The organism is Limosilactobacillus vaginalis DSM 5837 = ATCC 49540 (assembly GCF_000159435.1).
Lineage (GTDB): Bacteria > Bacillota > Bacilli > Lactobacillales > Lactobacillaceae > Limosilactobacillus > Limosilactobacillus vaginalis.
Genome location: NZ_GG693413.1, coordinates 160,887 through 183,771, shown reverse-complemented (window position 1 = coordinate 183,771; position 22,885 = coordinate 160,887). Strand labels below are relative to the sequence as shown.

23 protein-coding genes are annotated in these 22,885 nt (G+C 40.0%); 5 read left to right on the top strand and 18 right to left on the bottom strand.

The genetic code is table 11. From position 1 onward, the window contains the following. Window positions 1-114: 114 nt before the first annotated feature. Together HMPREF0549_RS04070 and rpsU are read right to left on the bottom strand one after the other, a co-directional pair. Window positions 115-561 (bottom strand): GatB/YqeY domain-containing protein, encoded by a 447-nt coding sequence (locus HMPREF0549_RS04070; RefSeq protein WP_003716982.1) that lies wholly within the window; start codon window positions 559-561, stop codon window positions 115-117. Between the two features lie 76 nt (window positions 562-637). Then, complete coding sequence (rpsU, locus tag HMPREF0549_RS04065; RefSeq protein ID WP_003716981.1) at window positions 638-826, bottom strand: 30S ribosomal protein S21; 189 nt, start codon at window positions 824-826, stop codon at window positions 638-640. A 313-nt stretch (window positions 827-1,139) separates the two neighbouring features. Between rpsU and HMPREF0549_RS04060 the strand changes: the two genes are divergently transcribed. Together HMPREF0549_RS04060 and HMPREF0549_RS04055 are read left to right on the top strand one after the other, a co-directional pair. Beyond that, window positions 1,140-2,645, top strand: a complete 1,506-nt coding sequence (locus tag HMPREF0549_RS04060; RefSeq protein WP_003716980.1) for an ABC transporter substrate-binding protein/permease — start codon at window positions 1,140-1,142, stop codon at window positions 2,643-2,645. Next, window positions 2,635-3,375 (top strand): amino acid ABC transporter ATP-binding protein, encoded by a 741-nt coding sequence (locus tag HMPREF0549_RS04055; RefSeq protein ID WP_003716979.1) that lies wholly within the window; start codon window positions 2,635-2,637, stop codon window positions 3,373-3,375. Before HMPREF0549_RS04060 ends, HMPREF0549_RS04055 begins: the two co-directional genes overlap by 11 nt. A gap of 90 nt (window positions 3,376-3,465) precedes the next feature. Here the strand turns inward: HMPREF0549_RS04055 and aspS are convergent, their stop codons facing one another. Beyond that, complete coding sequence (aspS, locus tag HMPREF0549_RS04050) at window positions 3,466-5,253, bottom strand: aspartate--tRNA ligase (RefSeq protein WP_003716978.1); 1,788 nt, start codon at window positions 5,251-5,253, stop codon at window positions 3,466-3,468. Window positions 5,254-5,621: 368 nt separating this feature from the next. Between aspS and HMPREF0549_RS04040 the strand changes: the two genes are divergently transcribed. Then, window positions 5,622-6,476 (top strand): fructosamine kinase family protein, encoded by an 855-nt coding sequence (locus tag HMPREF0549_RS04040; RefSeq protein ID WP_373878836.1) that lies wholly within the window; start codon window positions 5,622-5,624, stop codon window positions 6,474-6,476. A gap of 76 nt (window positions 6,477-6,552) precedes the next feature. Here the strand turns inward: HMPREF0549_RS04040 and dtd are convergent, their stop codons facing one another. The 6 genes from dtd to HMPREF0549_RS04010 all read right to left on the bottom strand — a co-directional run bounded on the left by dtd (window position 6,553) and on the right by HMPREF0549_RS04010 (window position 11,739). Beyond that, window positions 6,553-6,990, bottom strand: a complete 438-nt coding sequence (gene dtd / locus HMPREF0549_RS04035; protein WP_003716975.1) for a D-aminoacyl-tRNA deacylase — start codon at window positions 6,988-6,990, stop codon at window positions 6,553-6,555. Window positions 6,991-7,005: 15 nt separating this feature from the next. Then, window positions 7,006-9,243: a RelA/SpoT family protein gene (locus HMPREF0549_RS04030; RefSeq protein WP_040531136.1), complete on the bottom strand. Its 2,238-nt coding sequence runs from the start codon at window positions 9,241-9,243 to the stop codon at window positions 7,006-7,008. Between the two features lie 21 nt (window positions 9,244-9,264). Next, the gene (locus tag HMPREF0549_RS04025; RefSeq protein ID WP_003716973.1) at window positions 9,265-9,609 is read right to left on the bottom strand and encodes a hypothetical protein; all 345 of its coding nucleotides are present in this window, start codon (window positions 9,607-9,609) and stop codon (window positions 9,265-9,267) included. Between the two features lie 50 nt (window positions 9,610-9,659). Further along, window positions 9,660-10,415 (bottom strand): 16S rRNA (uracil(1498)-N(3))-methyltransferase, encoded by a 756-nt coding sequence (locus HMPREF0549_RS04020; RefSeq protein ID WP_003716972.1) that lies wholly within the window; start codon window positions 10,413-10,415, stop codon window positions 9,660-9,662. Next, window positions 10,415-11,377, bottom strand: a complete 963-nt coding sequence (gene prmA / locus HMPREF0549_RS04015; protein ID WP_003716971.1) for a 50S ribosomal protein L11 methyltransferase — start codon at window positions 11,375-11,377, stop codon at window positions 10,415-10,417. The genes HMPREF0549_RS04020 and prmA overlap by 1 nt, the downstream gene beginning before the upstream one ends. A 62-nt stretch (window positions 11,378-11,439) precedes the next feature. Further along, window positions 11,440-11,739 carry a hypothetical protein gene (locus HMPREF0549_RS04010; protein ID WP_003716970.1) on the bottom strand — a complete coding sequence of 100 codons (300 nt, stop codon included), beginning with the start codon at window positions 11,737-11,739 and terminating at the stop codon, window positions 11,440-11,442. 178 nt (window positions 11,740-11,917) lie between these two features. Between HMPREF0549_RS04010 and HMPREF0549_RS04005 the strand changes: the two genes are divergently transcribed. Both HMPREF0549_RS04005 and HMPREF0549_RS04000 read left to right on the top strand, forming a co-directional pair. Further along, on the top strand, window positions 11,918-12,097 hold the full coding sequence (locus HMPREF0549_RS04005; RefSeq protein WP_040531125.1) for a hypothetical protein: 180 nt from the start codon (window positions 11,918-11,920) through the stop codon (window positions 12,095-12,097). Window positions 12,098-12,244: 147 nt separating this feature from the next. Beyond that, window positions 12,245-13,201, top strand: coding sequence for an L-lactate dehydrogenase (locus HMPREF0549_RS04000; protein WP_003716968.1), 957 nt, complete (start codon window positions 12,245-12,247; stop codon window positions 13,199-13,201). A 71-nt stretch (window positions 13,202-13,272) separates the two neighbouring features. Here HMPREF0549_RS04000 and HMPREF0549_RS03995 read toward each other — a convergent pair whose 3' ends face one another. The 9 genes from HMPREF0549_RS03995 to dinG form a co-directional block, all read right to left on the bottom strand. Beyond that, a complete protein-coding gene (locus tag HMPREF0549_RS03995) occupies window positions 13,273-14,115 on the bottom strand; it encodes a transporter substrate-binding domain-containing protein (protein WP_003716967.1) in 843 nt (280 codons plus the stop codon). A gap of 20 nt (window positions 14,116-14,135) precedes the next feature. Beyond that, window positions 14,136-14,834, bottom strand: a complete 699-nt coding sequence (locus HMPREF0549_RS03990) for an amino acid ABC transporter permease (RefSeq protein ID WP_003716966.1) — start codon at window positions 14,832-14,834, stop codon at window positions 14,136-14,138. Window positions 14,835-14,849: 15 nt separating this feature from the next. Then, window positions 14,850-15,518: an amino acid ABC transporter permease gene (locus tag HMPREF0549_RS03985; protein WP_040531122.1), complete on the bottom strand. Its 669-nt coding sequence runs from the start codon at window positions 15,516-15,518 to the stop codon at window positions 14,850-14,852. Window positions 15,519-15,535: 17 nt separating this feature from the next. Next, complete coding sequence (locus HMPREF0549_RS03980; RefSeq protein WP_003716964.1) at window positions 15,536-16,279, bottom strand: amino acid ABC transporter ATP-binding protein; 744 nt, start codon at window positions 16,277-16,279, stop codon at window positions 15,536-15,538. A gap of 13 nt (window positions 16,280-16,292) precedes the next feature. Continuing rightward, the gene (locus HMPREF0549_RS03975; RefSeq protein WP_040531119.1) at window positions 16,293-17,309 is read right to left on the bottom strand and encodes a uroporphyrinogen decarboxylase family protein; all 1,017 of its coding nucleotides are present in this window, start codon (window positions 17,307-17,309) and stop codon (window positions 16,293-16,295) included. Between the two features lie 297 nt (window positions 17,310-17,606). After that, window positions 17,607-18,539 carry a DMT family transporter gene (locus HMPREF0549_RS03970; protein ID WP_003716962.1) on the bottom strand — a complete coding sequence of 311 codons (933 nt, stop codon included), beginning with the start codon at window positions 18,537-18,539 and terminating at the stop codon, window positions 17,607-17,609. Window positions 18,540-18,561: 22 nt separating this feature from the next. Further along, complete coding sequence (locus HMPREF0549_RS03965) at window positions 18,562-19,281, bottom strand: DnaD domain-containing protein (RefSeq protein ID WP_040531117.1); 720 nt, start codon at window positions 19,279-19,281, stop codon at window positions 18,562-18,564. Window positions 19,282-19,358: 77 nt separating this feature from the next. Then, window positions 19,359-19,877 carry a cell wall elongation regulator TseB-like domain-containing protein gene (locus HMPREF0549_RS03960; protein WP_003716960.1) on the bottom strand — a complete coding sequence of 173 codons (519 nt, stop codon included), beginning with the start codon at window positions 19,875-19,877 and terminating at the stop codon, window positions 19,359-19,361. A gap of 53 nt (window positions 19,878-19,930) precedes the next feature. Further along, window positions 19,931-22,813: a helicase C-terminal domain-containing protein gene (dinG, locus tag HMPREF0549_RS03955; RefSeq protein WP_003716959.1), complete on the bottom strand. Its 2,883-nt coding sequence runs from the start codon at window positions 22,811-22,813 to the stop codon at window positions 19,931-19,933. Between the last annotated feature and the right edge of the window lie 72 nt (window positions 22,814-22,885).

Here is a 22,885-nt window from a genome sequence, read left to right as displayed (position 1 = left end):
TTCTTGACCAAAAGAAACTTCCAAATCAAGGTTCCGACCGAAATAGCTGTCACCAGCCGTATAAATAATCGATGTACACATATTTCTTATCCCAATATAAAGCTACATATAAAACTACTTATTCAATTCTTCCTTAACGGTTTGGTTAACTAACTTACCATCAGCTTGTCCCTTAACCTTAGGCATCACAGCACCCATGACCTTACCAAAGTCCTTCATGCTAGAGGCATTAACCGCCTTAATTGTTTCATCAACGATCTTCTTTACATCATCAGCGGAAAGTTGTTGTGGCATGTATTTTTCAACAACTTTCATTTCTGCCTTAGTCTTGTCAACCAGATCCTGGCGTCCTGCTTGTTCAAATTCTTCAAGTGATTCTTTTCGTTGCTTATATTCACGAGCCATTACTGCAATTTCTTCATCTGAAGTTAAATCATGTCCTTGCTCAATCTGTTCATTTTGGACAGCTGCCTTTAACATCCGGACCGTTGCTAGTGTTTCCTTATCACGGTTTTTCATAGCAGAAACCATATCTGCAGTTAAATCATTTAATAAACTCATTATCTTGCTTGCTCCTTTGGCTAAAATTAAAGATGAAAAAACTCCTACCTGTCATGGAGAGGTAGGAGTTAAAAAATTAATAACGACGGCGCTTATTCTTACGCTTCCGTGCCGCTTCAGATTTCAACTTACGTTTTACACTTGGCTTTTCGTAAAATTCGCGTTTACGGTATTCTTGCAAAGTTCCGTTGCGTGAAACTGTACGTTTAAAGCGTCGAAGAGCGTCATCCAAAGATTCATTCTTACGAACGACTGTTTTTGACATGTTGATTCCCTCCCTCCGAGCTTAAAGTTACGTATTAGAACGGTATGACCCCGTTCTTTCACTACAAAAGCAATTGTAACCAATTAGATTCTGAGTGTCAATATTACTTCCTAAATATTTAGGATAAATTTTCTTAACTATAATAGTCAATCTGTTTTCTACCTTGAAAGCGTTTTTATTCATTAATAATTGCATTATTCAGTTTTGTTGAATAAAATACACTATTTTTTAAATATCTATTGCATATTTAATCATTTTGGCGTATATTGCATACCAACGTATTTATTTTAGGAAATTGAAGGAGTTATTGATTATGAAATGTTTCAAACATTGGTTAATGCTAATAATCATTGCGTTCCCAATACTGTGCGCTCCAGTATCAGCATTAGCCGCCGATGAAAGCAGCAGCTCAAGTTCAGCTACTAATACTTCACAGGTAGCCGAGAATGATTCACTGCAAAAGATTAAACAAAAAGGAACCTTAGTTGTCGGAACAAGTGCCGATTATCCGCCATATGAATTTACGACTAAGGAACACGGTAAAACAAAGTATGTTGGTTTCGAAGTCTCACTCATGAAACAATTCGCTAAAGATATTGGCGTTAAATTAGTAATTAAAAACATGGACTTTGATTCACTTTTAGTTGCCCTAGAAACCGGGAAAATTGATTGTATTGCCGGTGCGATGAACATCACCAATGAACGGAAAAAGAGTGTTGACTTTTCTGATGTCTACTACACCGGTGACAGCTACTTCCTTATCAATAAGAGTGACAAGGATAAGTTGGTTAATGCCAAAAGTTTTAATGGTAAGACTGTTGGTGCCCAAAACGGGACCTTACAATCAACAATGATTTCTAAGGACATGCCACAAGCTAATGGTAAGGGATTAGCAAAACTTTCTTCATTAGTTATCGGTTTACAGTCCCATAAGTATGATGGTGTTTTAATGGATGCAGCGACTGCAAAAGCATACGCATCTAATAATTCTAACCTCTACGCTTTTAACTCAAAATTACCGGTTACTGCCGGTGGAATCGCCCTCGCCTTTCCAAAGGGTGATACCTCCCTTGTAAATGCTGCTAACCAAACGATCAAAAAAGTCAACGATGAAGACTTAATTAATAAAAAATGGATTCCAGAGTCAGCCCAATATATGAAGAGCTATAAAAAGCAAAACACCATTCTTAGTTACTGGCGTTACTTTGCAAAAGGGCTTGAGTACACACTGATTATTACGATCGTCTCAGTATTCTTCGGCTTCATTTTAGGGACCCTCTTCGCTCTTATGCGTCTTTCAAAGAATAAGCTTCTGCATACAATTGCGGTTTGCTATATCGAATTCCTCCGGGGAACCCCAATGATGGTTCAAATCATGTTTGTTTACTTTGGTATTGGTGCAATTATCCAATCCCTCCCCGCCTTACTTGCCGGGATCATCGCCGTTTCGTTAAACTCTGGGGCCTACGTTGCTGAAATTATTCGTTCTGGGATTCAGTCAATTCCGCTCGGTCAAACTGAAGCAGCTCGAAGCTTAGGAATGGATAAAAATAAGGCTTTCCGTTATGTAATCATGCCTCAAGCACTTAAGAATATTTGGCCTGCTTTAGGGAACGAATTAATTACCTTGCTAAAGGATAGTTCACTAGTTTCCGTTATTGGTGTAACTGAATTAATGTTCCAAACACAATTAGTTCAATCCGCAACCTACAAAGGAGTTCTCCCATTATTCATTACTATGATGATTTACTTCATCTTAACGTTTACACTTTCCAGAATTCTACTTTACTTTGAAGGGAGAATGAAACATGTCCACTAAAATGATTGAAATTCAAAATTTGCAAAAAAAGTTCAAGAATAACATTGTCCTTAAAGATATCACCGAACATGTTGATAAAGGTCAGGTTATCTGTGTAATTGGTCCCTCTGGTGCTGGTAAAAGTACCTTTCTTCGTTGCCTGAACTGTCTCGAACAGCCAACTAGCGGCAAGGTCTTTTTTGAGGGAAATGATTTAACTAAGATTAACGATAAGCAACTTAATCAGTTACGGGAAAAGATGGGAATGGTTTTCCAAGGATTCAACCTCTTCCCAAATATGAACGTGATTGAAAACATTAAGCTAGCACCAATGAAAGTCAAAAATATCCCCGAGAAGCAAGCCGAAGAGACTGGAATGAAGCTTCTGGAGAAAGTCGGTTTAGCAGAAAAGGCAAAACAATATCCTGACCAGCTATCTGGTGGGCAAAAACAACGGGTGGCGATTGCCCGTGCTTTAGCGATGGATCCTGAAGTAATGCTCTTTGACGAACCAACGAGTGCTCTTGATCCAGAAATGGTTGATGAAGTGTTAACTGTAATGCATGATCTTGCTGATTCAGGAATGACAATGGTAGTTGTTACTCACGAAATGGGATTTGCCCACGAAGTAGCGGATCAAATCTGGTTTATGGCCGATGGCTACATTCAGGAAACCGGTAAACCGGATGAATTCTTTGCCCACCCGACAAGTGACCGGGCAAAGGAATTCTTAAAGAAGATTCTCAAGTAATCAAGGATCTACATTAAACAAACCTTGATAATATCCAATTAAAAGAGGCAGGAAAAATTTTTCCTGCCTCTTTTAATTTTATACTGTTAATTATTTATCCTGCTTATAGTCAACTTGATCATCAAACTGAACCTTTAAGTCATCCAGTTGCTGCTGACTAACCTTACCAGGGGCGGCAGTCAATGGTTCAACAGCCTTAGAATTCTTAGGGAATGGGATAACATCACGAATATTATCTGCTTGTGCAAGCAACATTACCCAACGATCCAACCCGAAGGCTAACCCACCTTCAGGAGGCATTCCCAATGTTAATGCCTTCAGTAGGAAGCCGAAGCGAGCTTCTGCACGTTCCTTAGTGTATCCCAATGCCTTCAAGACTTTTTCTTGAACCTTTGGATCGTGGATCCGGATTGAACCCCCACCAATTTCTTGACCATTAAGGATAATATCATAACTTTGAGCATGAGCTTTATGCGGATCTTCACCATTTTCAAGGTAGTGAAGGTCTTCTTCATTCAACATGGTGAATGGGTGGTGTGCTGCAATCCACTTTCCAAACCCTTCATCATATTCGAACATTGGCCAGTTAACAACCCAGAGGTAATTCCATTGGTTAGGTGCAATCATGTCTTGCTCCTTAGAAATCTCACGGCGTAAGTAGCCAAGGGCATCACAAACAACGTGGAATGAACCTGCTACAAAAAGAATCAAATCTCCTGACTTAGCACCCATTTCCGCATTGATTGCGTCAGCTTTATCATTAATAAACTTTGCAATTGGACCGGAATAACCGTCTTCAGTAACCTTGACCCAGGCAAGACCCTTAGCGCCAAAACGCTTAATATATTCTTCCTTCTTAGAAATATCCTTCCGGGAGTACTTATCAGCCCCACCAGGAACACAGATTGCCCGAACAAAGTTTCCTTTAGCTACAGTTCCAGAGAAGACCTTAAATGAACTGTCCTTAACAATTGAAGATAAATCATGGATTAACATCCCAAATCGGGTATCAGGTTTGTCAGAACCGTACTTATCCATTGATTCCTGCCATTCCATCCGTGGGAATGGGGTCTTAACATCAACGCCCAAGACTTCCTTCATAACCTTCTTAATTAATCCTTCAGTTACTGTTTGGATGTCTTCTGGAGTAGCAAAACTCATTTCAGTGTCGATTTGAGTAAATTCGGGTTGCCGGTCACCACGCAAATCTTCGTCCCGGAAACAGCGTGCAATTTGATAATACTTGTCAACTCCGGCAGCCATAAGTAATTGCTTAAATAATTGTGGAGATTGTGGCAAAGCATAAAAATGACCTGGGTAAACACGTGATGGAACGATGTAGTCACGGGCACCTTCTGGAGTAGAACGAGTTAAATCTGGTGTTTCAACGTCCATGAACCCTTCATTATCATAGTAATGATGAACGACAGATGTAACCTTACTCCGCAGCATCAAATTCTTCATCATTTCAGGACGACGAAGATCAAGGTAACGGTACTTCATCCGCAAATCTTCACTTGCGTCAACGTCATCAACAATGTCAAATGGCGTTGTTTCGGACTTTGCCAGAACCTTAATCTGATCAACCGCAACTTCAACTTTTCCAGTCTTCATCTCAGGGTTAATTTCTTTTTCAGCCCGTAGTTGAACTTTCCCTTGAACTTCAAGGACATATTGATTCCGAACCGCATTAGCAATCTTAAATGCTTCGGGATTTTCTTTTTCGTTAAAGACCAGTTGAACGATTCCTTCACGATCCCACAGATCAATAAAAATTAAGCCACCGAGATTACGACGTTTGGCAACCCATCCTTTTAGGACAACTTCTTGACCCACTTGCTTTTCACTGGTTTCCCCAGCGTAATTAGTTCTCTTCATCCTCTAATTACCTCTTTAACCATTTTTAGATTGGTAGTGTTAATACTAATTTCTAATAAAAAAAGCACCCCTTACATCATAAGGGTGCTTTCTGCACGGTACCACCTTAGTATCACTCATTGATAACGTCGAAATACCGACGGGGACAACTGCCCAGCCTCAAAAGCGTCAATTATCACCTCATTGTCATGGGCTTTCACCAGCTCCCACTCGCTATCGACTAAGGCAAATAAGCATTCTTTATCATTGGCTATTAGTATTAAAATTACATTCTTACAGTACCCGAGTTCGGCAAAAAAGTCAATAGCTACAGTTTCATTGGCTTTCTCCCGACAAAAGTTTAAAATATAAGCCAAAAGAGGGTGTCTATTTTGAACAATCATCAATTATCTAGTGCATGGTTATCGCAATTACCACTAAACAATATTACTAGTTGCCAGTCAGTTAGCGGTGGTGACATTAACCTAGCTTATCAAATCACTACTAACCAGGCGACATACTTTGTCAAAGTTCAGCCGCATCATCCGGCATCATATTTCAATCATGAACTTGCTGGACTACGCGAAATCGGCAAGACTGCTAACGTTCCTACTCCCGTTGCTAATGGCGAAATTAATGGCGATGCTTACCTAATATTAAATTGGATCGATAGCGGTTATGGTAACCAATACGCACTTGGCCAAGAAGTTGCTAAAATGCACCAACAACGAAGAGAAGAATTTGGCTTTATGGACAACCACCAAACAAAGGTACTAGTTAAAAATAACCAGTGGAATCCCAGTTGGCGCGACTTCTACATCAATCAACGCTTAAAGCCAGAGATTTCAGCAGCAGTAGAACAAGGTCGTTGGAATAAGTGGCGACAAGAACACTTTGACCGAATGGTTGCCAAGTTCGATAATTACTATTCTACACACGAGGTTCAGCCAAGCCTGCTGCATGGCGATCTCTGGGCTGGGAATTTTATGTTTAGCCAAACTCACCAGCCATACTTAATTGATCCAGATTGCGTTTATGGTGATCGGGAGTTTGATCTAGCCATGACAACAGTCTTCGGTGGTTTCGATGATCAATTTTACCGTGGCTATAATGACACATATCCAATTACTTCAGGAATTGACGAGCGGCTTCCGTGGTACAGATTTTATTACCTCTGCATGCACCTAATCCTGTTTGGTGAAAGTTATGGTCCCGCAGTTGATAACATTTTAAGCAGCTATTAATGATTAATAATATAAAGGATCTCCAGAGGCAGTCCGACATTACCGTACTTTGGAGATCCTTTTTCGTACTATTTATTTACTTCTCATAAATAATTGTCGTTGGTCCGTCATTTTCCAGATCAACTTTCATCTCGGCACCGAACCGCCCAGTTTCAACATGAACACCAGTAGCAGCCAGTTTTTCATTAAATCGCTGATAAAGCGGCTCAGCAATTTCAGGACGAGCCGCATCAGTAAAGCCGGGACGATTACCATGTCTTGTATCAGCATACAAGGTAAATTGTGAAATCGAAAGGATGGCACCGTCAACATCTTGAAGGCCAAGGTTCATTTTACCATTTTGATCTTCAAAGACGCGAAGGTTAACAATTTTATGGACAAGGTAATCCAGTTGCTCATCCCCATCATCAGGAGCAAAGCCAACTAATAACATATAACCACGCTTAATTGCCCCAACAACTTCACCGTCAATTGAAACTGAAGCATGGTTGACCTTTTGCAAAACTACTCTCACTAATCTTCCTCCTCACTAACGAATGGTTCGCTTAACGACATAAACATCCTTAATATTCTTTAACGAATCCATAATGAACTGCAATTGATGAAGGTTCCGAACACCAATTGTCATACTAATGGTGACCATCTTATTGTGGTCAACCTTCCCGTTTACAGAGTTTAAGAATTTTGTAGTATTATTTACTGAACGAAGAACATCATTTAACAAACCGCTCCTGTTATAGCCCTGAACTTCAATGTTCGAGTTATAGTTCGTCTTATCCCCATTTGGATTAGCCCAGTAAACATGAATAATCCGTTGACCGCTCTTCTCGGCAGCTTTAATGTTAGGACAATCCGAACGGTGGACCGATACACCACGCCCTTTGGTAATGTAACCAACGATGTCATCACCAGGAACTGGACTACAACAGTGACTAAGACGGGTCAGCAGGTTATCAACACCCTCAACAATGATCCCTTCACTCGTCTCCTTAGCCTGTTTCTTTTTCTCTCGTTGATCGGGTTTTTCCAACGTTGCATGTTCTTCAAGGACGGCTTTTTCAGCAGCCTGTTTCCGTGAATCTTCTTCCTTTTTTCGCACATCAGCAGTGAAGCGATTCCGTACGCCAACCGGAGCCATATCACCAAAGCCAATTGCAGCAAACATATCATCACTGCTTTGGTAGTGCATCTGATTGGCTACTTCTTCGTTCTTTTCTTCGGTCATCAAGGTAAACGGGTCAAAGCCGGCTTCCCGGATCTCCCGTTCAATCATTCGCTTACCTTCCTCGATATTTGTTTCTCGATCATGGGCTCTAAAGAATTGACGAATCTTATTTCGTGCCCGTCGTGTAGACACGAGTTCCAACCAATCACGACTTGGCCCGGCAGATGAAGAAGAAGTCAGAATATCCACAATATCTCCGGTTTTGATTTCATAATCCAGGGGAACAATCCGACCATTAACCTTGGCTCCGGTCGTGTGGTTACCAACTTCAGTATGAATCTGGTAAGCCATATCAAGTGGCCCTGATCCTTGTGGCAATTCGATTACATCACCCTTTGGCGTGAAAGCATAAACCTTATCAGCAAAGATGTCGCTTTGGACACCCTGCATAAATTCATCCGTCCCATCGCTTTCGCTACGTAGTTCGAGAATTTCCTTAACCACATTCAGCTTTTGACTATCGCGGGTCTGTTGAATTCCGTTAGTTTTTCCCTCCTTATAGGCCCAGTGTGCTGCAACCCCATATTCTGCAACCTGGTGCATATGGTGAGTTCTAATCTGGACTTCCAGTGGTTTACCGCCAGGGCCCATGATCGTAGTATGCAATGATTGGTAGCCATTAGCTTTAGGCATCGCAATATAGTCTTTAAACCTTCCTGGCATTGGCTTCCAGTTAGTGTGAATTGCCCCTAAAGCTGCATAACAATCCTTGATTGAATCAACAACAATCCGGACTGCTAACAGGTCATAAATCTGACTAAACTGTTTATGCTGGTTAACCATTTTACGGTAAATTGAGTAAATATGTTTAGGCCGACCATATATTTCAACGTTTGGTCCTAAGTTGAGATCGCTAATCGCCTTTTTAATCTCTCCAATAGCCTCATCAATATATTCAACTCGTTGGTCCCGTCGTGAATTCATTAAGTGGACAATCCGGTAGTATTGTTGCGGATTAAGGTAACGAAGAGAGAGATCCTCCAGCTCCCATTTAATGGTACTAATCCCTAATCGATCAGCAATTGGCGCATAGATTTCTAAAGTTTCGTTTGAGATCCGGCGCTGTTTATCCGGCCGCAAATGCTGAAGGGTGCGCATATTATGAAGCCGATCAGCAAGTTTAACAATCATCACACGAATATCTTTAGACATCGCAAGCAACAGTTTACGGTGAGTAGCAGCCATTTGTTCCTTATTTGACTTGTACTGGATCTTTCCCAGTTTAGTATCACCATCAACAATCAGAGCAATGGTTGGGCCAAACAGTTCCTTAATATCATCTAAAGTCGCCCCAGTATCTTCAACAATATCGTGAAGGTACCCAGCACAAACTGTCTCTGGATCCATATGCAGATCAGCTAAGATTCCCGCAACTTGAATCGGGTGAATGATATACGGCTCACCTGATTTTCGTCGCTGATCTCGATGACAAACTGCGGCAAAATGGTATGCCCGTTCAACTAAAGCAACATGTTCATCATTCATATATGAAGAAACCATTTTAAGGACATCTTCATGTGATAATTCTTTAACCTCTGACAATGTGCCACCCTCCAATCTAAACTACTTTGGTTGGCTTTGTGAACTAATCGACCAAGCTAGGTAAGTAACTCCTAAATAGAATAGAGCAAAATAAACAGTATACTTTGGCATAAATACGTATGAAACAAGGAGGTATAAGACTGGAAATACCAATAAGTTCCACCATTTTAAACCACTCCTCTTTATATATTGACCGAGCCAAATACTAAAAAGCATATTAACCAAGAACAGGAAAAAACCAACCATCCATACACGGTGAATTAACCGAAATTTATCGCTAAATAATGGAAGAATAATTCCAAAAAGGATCCCGAATCCCCATACAGCAATGCTTTTGTTACTTTCAACTTTTTTTAGCCAATCCATAACCTAACTTCCTATACATAATATGATGAAAATAATTGTACCACAATCTATTAATTATTCTTCGATAATTCAGTAACAAATGAGACGGTTGCCAAAAAATATAAAGGAGCCGTTTCCGTTCGTAGAATTCGTGGTCCAAAGCCAACCGGGATGATCCCGTTTTCTTCCATTATAGTAACTTCTGCCGAACTCAATCCACCTTCTGGACCAAATATGGCAAGAATGGAATCTCCTGTTTGTAACTTAGCCAGCGCTTGAAACAAACGACTGCTCTCTCCCTCCTTTGCCGACTCTTCCCAGGCAACTAAACGAATCGTTGCAGGATAATTAGCAAGGAGCTGTTTTAATGAAGGGCAATATTCAATCTGTGGCTTAACATTTCGGTGTGATTGCTCAGCCGCAGCGTCAGCAATTTTCTGCAAGCGGGCAATTTTCCGTGGTTGCTTTTGGCTATTCCAGTGACTAATCGAACGTTCAGCCTCAAAAAAGACGATCTTATCGGCACCAAGTTCCGTCCCCTTTTGAACAATCAGCTCAGGTTTTTCCTTAGTCTTAGGTAAGCCACAAGCAAGAATCGTTTTCACTGGGAGTTCACTATCTTTACCAAGGTTCTCGATCAATTTGGCTATGACATTGCCTGGAGTTATCGAAATCAGCTCAGCAAGATAAGCCTGATGATCCGCCATTACTAATTCAAACTTGGTTCCAACGGCTGCTCGAAGAACTGTCACAAGGTGGTGGGCAACTTCTTCTGGAAGGATAACTTTACCTGCTGTTTTACTTTGATCTATAAAATAACGTTGCATTATTCCTGACCCTCTACTGCTTTATGAGCAATCATTCCATACCAATCTTTCATTCGTAACTTCTGGTCAATAACAAAGTGGTGGCCCTTTAATTCCCGTTCAACTAAGTCTGCCTTATCCTTAATAATTCCGGAAACAAGGAACCGACCACCTGGTTTTAAATTTTCAAACGCCTGAGGGATTAATGGAACAATTATTTCAGCCAAAATATTTGCAACGATTAGGTCCACCTGGGTATGAATCCCATCAAGCAGGCTATTAACACCAACTTTAACGTCAGCAGCAACCGGATTTAAGTCGATATTCTTCTTTGCGGATCGAACAGCAACCTCATCGATATCATAAGCAGCTACTTGGCCTACCCCTAGCTGTTTTGCTGCAATACTTAAGACTCCAGAACCTGTACCAACATCAATCATTGATTCACCACCACGAGCAACAATTTCAAGTGCTTCAATCATTAAGCGCGTCGTTGGGTGAGTTCCTGTTCCAAAGGCCATCCCTGGATCCAAAAAGATTAATTTCTCATTAGCAGAACTTGGTTGATAGTCTTCCCATTGAGGAACAATTGTTAATTGGCTGGTTACTCGCAATGGGTGGTAGTATTTTTGCCAAACGGTTGCCCAATCCTTATTATTGACTGCTTCTGAAACAACAAGGCCTGCTCCAGGATCAAGTTGGTAATCCTTTAACTTTGCAACCCGCCCTTTAATTGTTGAGATAAGTTCAGGAACAAAGACATTTCGCGGAAAGTATCCGGTAACTGCAGCCCCATTTTTCCGGTGGGGGATCTCCTGCAGATCAATGATTTCTCCGTATTTCCCATAACGACCAGGCTTTAAATTTGCGAAATCTTTCGCATCATCAATTTGAACCCCAACTGCTCCTTCGTTAGTTAAAATATAACTAACTGCTTCAACTGCTTCACTGGAAGTAATTACTTTTACTGCTGTCCAATCCATATTATTCTCCTCTTTAAATAAAAAATGACCACCAATATGATGGTCACAGTAATATCACTCACCTATTTTTCATTCCCAAAATTAACAGGCTGCGATGGATTCTCCTCATCATCTTTTTGGGCAAAGTGACTCTTTAAATATTCAATCAAGTCAGCTTCAGTCCGAAAAATCCGTGGATGATGCTGGTGGTGCAGGCGAACATCAATCTCATTAATCCTTAGTCGCCCCGTCCATGTATGGGAGTAACGAATGATTACCCGATTGTTCAATCGATGCTTCCCAAATCGAAAGACATATACATGCTGCGGCGTCATCATTGGCCGAATATATTCTTTCTTATACATTAAGTCATTATCACGCATAAAACGCTTCGTTTGATTCAACACGGTAATCACCTCCTCCTTTTATATAATCAATTCATTAACATATGTTTCATTTTATCACATGGTTAAGATTGTGCAAAATGTTAACGTGAATTAATCTTTTCAATTTAAAAAATGATATAATTCCTTCACTATTTAGCTTAGGAGGTTAGTGAAGTTGGGAATTTTGATCACATTATTAGTTTTATGGATCATGTGGAAATTAGGTGTTTTTACCCTCAAAGTTCTCGGACTGCTCTTTTTAATTTTCGCGATCGGCTTCATTTTTCATGTCTTACTGATTCCTGCAATCGTAATTGCACTTTTTATTATGTTAGTTAGCGGTCTCCAATCATAAGCAAAACTAGCAATTATTAGCTACTTTTCATAAAAAATGACAATAATTCCGAATTTAATAGCTTTTTTCACAAGGAATGTTATAATTAGTCATGTGAGAGAAATCTCAAATAGCATATTTACTGGATGAAAGGGAGACTGTTTAATTATGTCTAAGAATCATCAAAAAGTTGTTCTTGTTGGTGACGGTGCTGTAGGTTCAAGTTACGCTTACGCATTAGTACAACAAGGTTTGGCTGAAGAATTAGCCATCGTTGATCTTGTTAAGAAGCGTACTGAAGGTGACGCTTTGGATCTTGAAGATGCTACTGTCTTCACTGCACCAAAGCAAATTTACTCTGCTGATTACGACACTTGCAAGGATGCTGACCTGGTTGTTATCACTGCTGGTGCACCACAAAAGCCTGGTGAAACTCGTCTTCAATTAGTTGACAAGAACTTGAAGATCATGAAGTCAGTTGTTGAACCAATTGTTAAGTCTGGCTTTAACGGTATCTTCTTGATTGCTGCTAACCCAGTTGACATTTTAACTTACGCTGTTCAAAAGCTTTCTGGCTTCCCAAAGAACAAGGTTATTGGTTCAGGTACTTCACTTGATTCATCACGTCTTCGTATTGCTTTGGCTAAGTTGTTCGATGTTGACCCACGCGATGTTTCAGCAAACATTCTTGCTGAACACGGTGACTCCGAATTTGCTGCTTACTCAAGTGCAACTATCGGTGGTAAGCCACTTCTTGACATTGCTAAGGAAAACAATGTTTCAATGGATCAATTACTTAAGATCGAAGATGATGTTCGTAACAAGGCTTACGAAATCATTAACCGTAAGGGCGCTACCTTCTACGGTGTTGCTACCTGCTTGATGCGGATTACTCGCGCTATCTTACGTGACGAACACGCTGTATTACCAGTTGGTGCCCCAATGGACGGCGAATACGGAATTAATGATCTTTACATCGGTACTCCTGCTGTTATCAGCGCATCCGGTATTGACAAGGTTATCGAAGTTCCTTTGGATGACCGTGAAAAGAAGGCTATGGATGCTTCTGCTGCTGCCCTTGAAAAGGTTGCTAAGGACGGTATGGCTAAGCTCCAAAACAATTAATTTTCACTTATCAATATAAATGATCAAAGAAGACTAGGAAGAATCTAATTTCTTCCTAGTCTTTTTGTTTATTACTTATTAAATTCAGCATTATAGTTCTTCTTAGCGCCTGGTAAAGCGAAGGTATTCTCATAGAGATACTTTTTTGTCAGTTTTTCCAAATAACCATTATCATATAACTTTTTAATTTCCTTATTCAGTACCCGCGTTAATTTTTTATTCTTTGCATCCTTATGTAAGAGCAAGTATGCTGACCGCTGATCAATTGATTTTGAAACTGTCAATTTCTTTCCATTTTTGGAATTAGCAACCTGTTTATAGGCAGCGTATGGGTATAGTGCAACGTCATATTTACCATTAGCCACTTGAGCTAACGCATCAGCTGAAGATTGGTCACCAATTGCTTTCAAGTTCACCTTTTTACTATGTGATTTATTATAGTCTTCTAAAACACTATAACGGGCATCATCAGTTGAAACGGGAACTAACTTTAAATTCTTCTTAGCAACATCATCTAATGAGCTAGCTTTCTTTCCACTCTTATTATAAACCAGGCGTAAGTCGTCAAGCCCGACTGCCCGTGTATGATAATATGTCTGGAAACGCTGCTTGTTGTACCAAGAATTATTTAAGGCAACGTCATACTTACTACTTTGCAATCCTGAAAAGACCGCGTTTTGGGATGTGAACGTAGTCTTAAACTTATATTGAGGTAAGTCCTGATCAATTTTTTTGATTAGTTCACCGTAATATCCCTCAGGTCCGTTATCAGTATTAACAATATATGCCGGATTACCATTTGGTGCAGCAACATTAACCGTTGTTGTCGCATGAACTGCTGTTGCTGAACTAACTGCACCAGTACTAACTAAACCAATCACCGCTAACTTTGTAAATAACTTTGAAATCTTCATAATAAATAACCTCTCTTTCCCTATACAACGAAATAGCGTTGCCGTAGTTTTCCTTCAACCAACCTAAATAATTGAGCAAAGATCCAGCAAATAATAATGTAAATAATTAATGCATCAGTGTAAGTTTCCAGGTACTTAAACCCAATTGATGAAACAATATTTGCCTGCCCCATGATCTCGACTAAGCCAATATTGTAAATCAGCGCTGTGTCCTTGATTAAATCTAAAAAAATGTTCGTAAAATTAGGAATCAAATTAATAATTAACTGGGGAATTACAATTTGAGTCATTGCCCGAAAAGGCGTCATTCCAATTGATAACGCGGCCTCATATTGTCCAAAATCAACCGAATGGTAAGCTGCTCGAATGCTCTCCGACAAGTTAGCCATCGCATTTAAGCCGTAAGCAGAAAAGGCAATGATGATTGCTGGCAGGCCATTAGGATTCGTGTTCCAGCCCCATTCATTCATCAACACTAACAATTGAGGTAGTCCATAATAAACAACATATAGTTGAACTAAAATTGGTGTCCCCCGAATAAACGATACTAGTATCGCTAAAAACTGAGAAAGGACCGGGATTCGCTTTTCTCTGGCAATTACTACTAGAATCGCTAGACCTAATCCAATAATAGTTGCAACTAAAGCTACAATTAGCGTTAGTGGTGTGGCTGCCAGAATTTGGTTAAACGAATCCTTCGCGAAATTCAAATCAAACACATAATCACATCCTTCCTAAGCTAGCCACTGGTAACGCCGTCTGATAAGACGAAATAAGACTTCAATTACTAATACCAATCCCCAATAGCTCAAAGCCAAAAGAATAAATATTTGCAACTGGTGTAAGCCGGCAGTTTGGTTTGAAAGATTAGATGCCTGATTATACATGTCATATAAACCAATAACATAAACTAATGAAGTTGCCTTAACCAGCCCCACTACCAAATTTTCAATATTAGGCAAAGCAAGTATTGCCGCTTGAGGCAAGATAATTTGCCTAAAGGTGGTCTGATCCTTCATTCCTACAGAACGAGCAGCTTCAATTTGACCCGTATCGACTGAGAGGTAGGCTGACCGAAACGCTTCCGCTAAATAACCACTCCACCCTAAGGAGAGCCCAAGAATTCCAAACATTAACCTTGTCCAATGATCAATATTGATCCCGATTGCTTTCAACAAAACCGGTAACCCATAATAAGCAAGTAACAACATTAGCAACGGTGGTGTTCCTCGAACCAGATTCAGGTATACTGTTGCAATTCCTTGAGCTAACCTATTTTTACGCAACCCAACCCAAGTTAAGAGCAATCCCAAAAGAGTTGCAAAGATAAAGGAAAAGATTAGTAATTCAATCGTGTTCGGAAAGCCTCGCCAAATAATCCCAATAATCTTCTGACTATTCATTGATCTACCTCCCATTCCTAATAGTTATCTGCCAATGCATTTAAGAATTGTTTAGTTCTTTGTTTCTGTGGATGTTCAAAGATTTGCACAGGCGTCCCTGACTCGATGATCTCACCATCAGCAAAGAACAACACTCGACTTGCAACGTTCCGCGCAAACCACATCTGATGGGTAACAACAATCATCGTTTGCCCTTGTTCAGCTAACTGCTGAATATCTTTTAAGACAGTTCCTACTAACTCGGGATCAAGAGCACTGGTTGGTTCATCGAATAATATAATTTCTGGATTAAGAACTGTTGCCCGAGCAATTCCGATTCTTTGCTGTTGACCACCTGATAGTTGCGAAGGATAATAATCTTTTCGTTTATCCAAGCCCAAATTTTTCAATGCTTGGACTGCTTTTTGGTTTGCCGTCTTAGCATTCTCACCATGACCATAAATTAATCCCTCAGCAATATTTTCCTGAGCAGTTTTATTCTTAAACAGATTATAATTTTGAAATACCATTGCTGTTTTTCGTCGAACCATCTGAATTTCTGACTTAGTCGCTTGAGCCAGGTTAATTTTTTCTCCAGCAAATTCCATCAAGCCACTATCAGCTTGTTCGAGGAAATTTAAGTTTCTCAATAGGGTTGTCTTTCCTGAACCAGAGGGACCGATAATAACCACTACTTCGCCCTTGTTAATTGAAAGGTCAATCCCATTTAAAATTTGTTGACCATTAAATTGTTTTTTCAAATCCGTTATTTTCAATAACATTCCCGATAACCTCCTAGCCCTGGTGAGCCGCTTCAATCGCCCAATTTAACCGTTCATAAGAAATATCACGGGGAACCGTGCAGTCAGCTCCCAAAATAATCCCCCGGTGACCGGCTTCATCAATTAGCCTTTTGACTTCTGTTTGAATTTGCTCCTTAGTTCCGCGATAGAGAATTCCGGTTGTACTATTATCAAAGCCACCCATTACTGGCCGATCACCAAACAGCTTTTTCCCCTCACCTAGCGAATAACCATCAATTCCCGTTGCCCAATTAACAACTTGCAACGGATAATTAGTGAACCATTCAAGATGATTAGTTGCACCATCAAATCCGCAGATATGAAGAATATTCAATCGTGACACTTGGTTAATTCCTTCTTGAACCTTAAGATCAATCGGCTCCATTACTTGCTTAAAGAATTGGGTGTCATCACGTAAACGTGAATCCTGAATTGACTGCGTACTGTAATAAATACCATCGACTGTAGTGTTAGCCATTATTGCCTGGACAACTTTGATTTGATCGTCAGCAATTACTTCTAAGACCTGAAAAACTAGCGATGGATCTTGTTCATAAAGATCTGTGAATCGTTGATCGGCTAATAAAAGTGGCTCTGCATAATGCTTAATTAACGCCCACTTAAAAAGCAGCATTGGGGAAAACATCGTAATAAAAGTTGGCCGTTTCCCAGCAATCTGCTGTTGTTGTTGAGCAAGTTCAACTTGACCGGTAATCCACGGATCGTCCTGGTTCAGCGGCCGAAGTCTTTGAAGATTAGTTAAACTCCGTGGATCATCAACCCCACGAAATGGGTAAGCAAAATAGCCATCTAACATCGTTTTAGCAAAATCAACATCTACAGCATTGTAGTATTTTTGGTGACCTCCCAAGTTTGTTTGGAGGACTGCTGGCTCTTGAAAGACATTCGTAAACTCATCTACCGCAAAATGGCGCCAAAAAGAAATTGGGATTTTACCAGTTTCTTGATTATTTAAAGCCGCAATTACTTCTTCACGTGCCAATGTCATTATCATCACTCTTTTCTCTAATTCAGTGCACAAAAAAAGCTACTAATCACTGACATGATTAGTAGCTTTGACCACTTATTTCGGAGTAGCCGCTCATTTTAAGATTTAATCAACCTCAAAAAGAATGGCCAACTGAACTCATGTCAGAATGTCCATTAATTTTTGAAGTTTGACAACAATTAAATAAACGGTTAACTAACATGAGCCCTGCTCCTTTCTAATAATTAATGACCTTAATATACCGGTTCCCTTACTTTTTGTCAACAGTAAATTCTAATTTTCTCAGATTATTTTAATTTAATAGTGTAAGTCTTTTTCAGTAAGTGCTTTTCGCCGACCATCTTGCAAGATGTAAACCGCAATAATAACAAGAGCAATCCCAATTATTTCAATTAAAGTTAAGTGCAGATTAAAGAAGAGAACACTTAATAACGAGGTGGTAATTGGCTGTAAAGCATCCATAATGCTGACAACATCGGAAGGAGCATAACGGGTAGCAACCATTAATAAGCTAAATGGCAAAATTGTCCCAAAAAGCACAACGGTTGCAACCGCTGCGACTAACTCACCACTAATTTGTGGCGGATTAACCCAGAATGGCCGGTAAATATTAAATAGAATACTTGCGATAATTGTTCCCCAACCTAACACGACAATTGGCGGATTAGAATCAGCCGCTTTTTGAGGCAAAACAACATATAGGGCTGCCGTAATTCCTGAACCAAGGCCCCACAATAGTGAATCAAGCGGAATATCCAACTGGGTAAAGTTTCCCTTAGTTAAGGCAAAGAAAACCCCTAAAAGGGCTAAAGCAAATGCAAGCAAGTCGCTTCTAAATGGATGTTGACGTTTAAATACCACGCCGCCAAGGACAATAAATAACGGTGACAAATATTGTAGAATCGTTGCCGCAGAAGCATTTCCCTTTTGAATAGCATAGTAAAAGGTCAATAGGTTAGCCATCAATCCAAAAACAGCATAGGAAATAACAGAAATAGTCGTATCACGACGTTTAAAAACATTGAAGGTTTTTTTGCCGTACATAATCCCACTAATTACAAGTAAAATAATTCCTGCAGAAAATGTTCGGATAGAGAGCATCCATGCTGCCGGGATTGCAAGGTTTTGGGAGATCAGTTGAAGTGTCGTTCCTGAAATCCCCCACATTACTGATGCAGCTGCAGCAATGATAATCCCTTTCATTACCGGATTATTTGTTTTTTGCGCCATAAAGCACCCTTCTTCCTGTAAATTAATTCTTTTTTGTTTGCGAGTTAAGGTTAAAAATTGGAATCTTAGGACCCTGAATTTTTCTGGCATCCTGGTGTGAATAATTTGCTTTTCGTTCTTCAAATTGACGTTCATGCTCCTGAACATCATGAACCGACTTCAGCCCTTGCCTGGACCAGTTTCTTAAAATCCGGTCCATATACTGGAGACTTAGTGCATTATTCATTACCGCCTGTCTTAATGCAAGATCAATAATTGCGGCTTTATAATGATCACGATCAATCCAATCATTGACAATTTGCATTTCCATTGGCGACAATGGCCGACCAACTTCTGCCTCAATTTTATTGAACGTTTCTTTTCGCTGATTTCCAGTATTTGTATTAACCTGCTCAGTAGCTTCCTGTTCGTTAAACGTACTAAGCTTATTTATCAGTGGTGTGAAATCCCAAAAGGCATCTTCCTTACCATCATCTAACTTCCGCATCTGCTGAACTACTAGTTTATTGCTCATCATTTGGTGAAGAAGATCAAACACTTGATTTTCGTCCGTTTGTAAGTGCTGGGCAATTTGACGAATATCAGGATCAAGCACACCCCGATCAAGATAAGACTTAAATTCAAGGTAAACAACCAATTGAGCCGTTGACATCCCCAATTCATGGTAATGATGGAGGAGAATATTACTAATGGAAGTTTCTCCGGCTTTAAGGTATTGGACTAGTGAATTAGCTTCTGTCATCATGAACCCCCTTAACAAAAATTAACCAAAAAAGATAAGGGCGTAACGACAATGAATCGTCCCCCTATCTTCATGAGCTACAAATTATTAATTGTCTGAACAACCTTACCTGTTTTGAAATTAATCAGGTCATAGCATAGTTGTCCTTTTTGGTTACGGTAAGTAACTTCCCAAACTACTTTATCATTAAAGACTCCTGGAGCAGCTTTTAACACTTTTTGCGGATGATGATTCTGCCGCACTTGCTGGATTACCTGCTGTGCTGTTAAGCCACTACTCTGTTTTAATACCCGAACACTGCCACCATGCTGAGGAACAACCACTAAAATCGGTTGATTTTGATTGTTCCTTCCGGCAATGGTGTAATAAGTATTCTCCCGATTATAAATATAGAAACTCCCTGGATCCTTGAGGTGGGCATACTTCTTTGCAATTGAAACGGTTTGTCGTCTGGCTGCCGAACGTGGCTGGTTACTGATAAGGTAAAAGATCCCCACAATAACGATAATTGCAACAATGACAATCAAAAGATTACGAATCGTTTGTCCAGTAGAACGATGTTGCTTATCACGCTGGACCTCACGACGACTTTGCATGTAACTTCCCCTCTTTAAAAAATTATTAATCTTAGAAATTATACCAGAAATTCTTACTTTTCGTTATTTGTCCGGTACTTTTTTAAAAATTTTTTGGCACTTTCCACCAGCTCGGTAGTTGGTAATTCCTTTATCGGCAAGTCTTTAGGAAGGTTTTTGAGTATTGAACTTCCGTAACGCCGAGTGCTAATTCGTGAATCAAGGATAACCCCTACTCCAAAATCATTTGGTGTCCGTAATAATCGACCAATTCCCTGCTGAAGTCTCATGGTTGCCTTAGGAAGAGCTGAGTGATAGAACGGATTCTTCCCTTCACGTTTTAGCAAATTATTATGTGCCCGCGTCATGATTTCGTTTGGAGAATCAAAAGGCAACCGGGTTATAATCAGTAGTTCCAAGGATGATTTAGGAAGGTCAATTCCCTCCCAAAAACTAGATGCACCTAACAAGATCGAACTTGTTCCGCTTGCAAACTGCTTTAATAGTTTTTCCCGGCGTCCAGTAATCCCTTGCGCCAAAATATCCCGCTGATCAAATAAGTCGGTTTCTTTAAGCTGACTATAAACCTGCTCAATTGTTACTAGCGAATTGAAGAGGATCATCGTTTGACATTGGTTATTTTTACATAATTGATAAATTGTCTGCGCTAAATAACGAGTATATTCCTCATTATTAGTTTGGTTGGGAATCGGTGCATCCTTAGCAACCAGCAACTCTGCTCGCTCCGCATAGTTAAATGGTGAAGCAAAGCGCTTTTGCAATGTCCGGTCTTTTTCTAAATCTAACTGTTCATACAAGTAGTTAGAACGACTGGAGGTAAACAGCGTTGCCCCGACAAATAATGGTTGGGCAAAATATGGATAAACGTTCTCTGTTAAGAAGTGATTAACAGCCAGAAGGCCACCACTAAGTCGCATTGAACTATGCTCAGCAGACTGCTGAACAGTGAGCCAAAAAGCAGCAGCTTCACCACGTTCCTCAAGGGTTTCAATAAATTGGTGAAGCTTATTGTCAGCATCAGCAAGAACCATCCACTGGCTCTGGAACTGGCTCATTAAGTACCGATCGCTAAATAACCACCGGTCGGCCTGCTGTTCAAAAAGGTGTCGAAGAGCCATAAAATGAAACTGCACGCTTGCTAATGCCTGCTCAAGCTGCATAATGGGCTTATTACTTGGCGTTAATAGTGAAAATAGTTGCTGATTATCTAACGGTTGCTCAATTAACTCATTACTATTATTACCTTGAACATTAAGCATAAATTGACGGTATAATGCCTGCTGAAAAGCATCCGTGGCCTCACTAAGCGACCGTAAATCGTCCCTTAGCAGTTCGACGTTGTATTTTCCTAGCGCATGCTCTTCAAATATATTTGCAAGGTTTCGCTCCTGATTATCACTAACTAAGTTCTCCAACACATGAATCGCAGTTCTGATACTTTGAAAATCAAGCGTCTGTCGTGAACGACGAAGGATGCTTTCACTTAAGTGCTGAGCCTCATCAACCACTAGGTACGGTCGTCTAGTACCATCCCCTAATTCTTGCGCATGAGCAACCAGGTAGGCATGGTTAGTAATAATTACATTAGCAGTATGCAGTTGCTTTTGCCGGCGAATTAAAAAGTCATCGTTATAAAACTCATTATCTTCGCGCAAGGTTTTAACACCTTGGTGACGAATTTCAGCAAAATACGGTGAACGTTGCGCGTTTAGGTTCAATTCGTCAAGATCGCCACTGGTAGTTTTTAGCAGCCAAACAAGAATTTTCGCCTTAATCAACTGAATATAATCAGAATCTTCAACGATACTTAATGAATGGACGAACTTCGCCAGATCCAGGTAATGAGAATTTCCCTTAATTACTACCCCATTTAATTCGAATGGCAGGAGGTGGTTTAACTGCTTCATTGTTCGTTGCGCTATTTGTTGTTGCAAAAGGTTAGTTGCCGTACTGATAACAATTTTTTTATCTGGATACGCTGCATAGGCTAAGGGAAGAAGGTACCCTAATGTCTTCCCCGTTCCTGTTCCGGCTTCCACAATCATTGATTTGGGTTCATCATGAGTATAGTTATTATAAATACTATTCATCATCTTTGATTGAGTAGGACGAAATTCCAGTGAATCACCATACAGCTTTATCTTCGCCCGTTTAGTCGATGGATAACGGACATTGGTTACTTCTCCTAAACTGGTTGCTGGACGAACCTTGTGGAGAACAATGCCGTGACTAACGTATAGACTATCATCTAATGGCAACGGATTAGCAACTCGTCGCTCTAACTCCTGTTCCAAAACCATTGTCGTTTGTTGAGGCAGGTTCAATTTAAGTTCAACAAGCTTTTCAAGGGTTAGTGTCGGCAATTCTCGTAACTGCTTCATTAAGTCTACTAGTAAATGAGCAGTTGCTTCTGCATCAGAAACCGCACTGTGAGGATGATCGTGTTCAATTGACAATGAACTTGTCAGATCTCGCAAACGGTAGCTTTTTACAGTCGGCATTAGTATTTGACTTAGCGTTACTGTATCAATAGCCTTTATTGATAACGAAGGGTAACCAGCACGCTCCAACTCAGCATTTAAAAACGGAAAATCAAAATTGACATTATGCGCTACAAAAATAGTCCCACTAAGGAGACTGTATAGTGTCCCAGCAATATCTTCAAATAACGGTGCATTCCGTACATCATTATTTTTAATTCCCGTTAATTGAGTAATGTGCCGCGGAACTGCTACCCGCGGATTAATTTTTGTTTCAAAATGATTAATAATCTCGCCATCTTGAACAAGTACACAGCCGACCTGAATGATGCGGTCACCATGATTAACGCTTGTTCCGGTCGTTTCCAGATCAACAACCGAATATATTGGTCCACGTGACTTTTTTGTTTTCTGTCGACGTTTTTTCGTTGTTGACAAACTATCACCATGTTTCATTATTTATTCGATCAAAGTTCTGTTTTTATGATACACCATTCGTTTTTTAAATTATAGTAACAATTACCGTTG

Bases quoted from the DNA above. Each gene is read 5' to 3' on its own strand.
- HMPREF0549_RS04070 (WP_003716982.1), bottom strand. From the start codon at position 561: ATGAGTTTATTAAATGATTTAACTGCAGATATGGTTTCTGCTATGAAA.
- rpsU (WP_003716981.1), bottom strand. From the start codon at position 826: ATGTCAAAAACAGTCGTTCGTAAGAATGAATCTTTGGATGACGCTCTT.
- HMPREF0549_RS04060 (WP_003716980.1), top strand. From the start codon at position 1,140: ATGAAATGTTTCAAACATTGGTTAATGCTAATAATCATTGCGTTCCCA.
- HMPREF0549_RS04055 (WP_003716979.1), top strand. From the start codon at position 2,635: ATGTCCACTAAAATGATTGAAATTCAAAATTTGCAAAAAAAGTTCAAG.
- aspS (WP_003716978.1), bottom strand. From the start codon at position 5,253: ATGAAGAGAACTAATTACGCTGGGGAAACCAGTGAAAAGCAAGTGGGT.
- HMPREF0549_RS04025 (WP_003716973.1), bottom strand. From the start codon at position 9,609: ATGGATTGGCTAAAAAAAGTTGAAAGTAACAAAAGCATTGCTGTATGG.
- HMPREF0549_RS04020 (WP_003716972.1), bottom strand. From the start codon at position 10,415: ATGCAACGTTATTTTATAGATCAAAGTAAAACAGCAGGTAAAGTTATC.
- prmA (WP_003716971.1), bottom strand. From the start codon at position 11,377: ATGGATTGGACAGCAGTAAAAGTAATTACTTCCAGTGAAGCAGTTGAA.
- HMPREF0549_RS04010 (WP_003716970.1), bottom strand. From the start codon at position 11,739: ATGCGTGATAATGACTTAATGTATAAGAAAGAATATATTCGGCCAATG.
- HMPREF0549_RS04000 (WP_003716968.1), top strand. From the start codon at position 12,245: ATGTCTAAGAATCATCAAAAAGTTGTTCTTGTTGGTGACGGTGCTGTA.
- HMPREF0549_RS03995 (WP_003716967.1), bottom strand. From the start codon at position 14,115: ATGAAGATTTCAAAGTTATTTACAAAGTTAGCGGTGATTGGTTTAGTT.
- HMPREF0549_RS03985 (WP_040531122.1), bottom strand. From the start codon at position 15,518: ATGAATAGTCAGAAGATTATTGGGATTATTTGGCGAGGCTTTCCGAAC.
- HMPREF0549_RS03980 (WP_003716964.1), bottom strand. From the start codon at position 16,279: ATGTTATTGAAAATAACGGATTTGAAAAAACAATTTAATGGTCAACAA.
- HMPREF0549_RS03975 (WP_040531119.1), bottom strand. From the start codon at position 17,309: ATGACATTGGCACGTGAAGAAGTAATTGCGGCTTTAAATAATCAAGAA.
- HMPREF0549_RS03970 (WP_003716962.1), bottom strand. From the start codon at position 18,539: ATGGCGCAAAAAACAAATAATCCGGTAATGAAAGGGATTATCATTGCT.
- HMPREF0549_RS03965 (WP_040531117.1), bottom strand. From the start codon at position 19,281: ATGACAGAAGCTAATTCACTAGTCCAATACCTTAAAGCCGGAGAAACT.
- HMPREF0549_RS03960 (WP_003716960.1), bottom strand. From the start codon at position 19,877: ATGCAAAGTCGTCGTGAGGTCCAGCGTGATAAGCAACATCGTTCTACT.
- dinG (WP_003716959.1), bottom strand. From the start codon at position 22,813: ATGAAACATGGTGATAGTTTGTCAACAACGAAAAAACGTCGACAGAAA.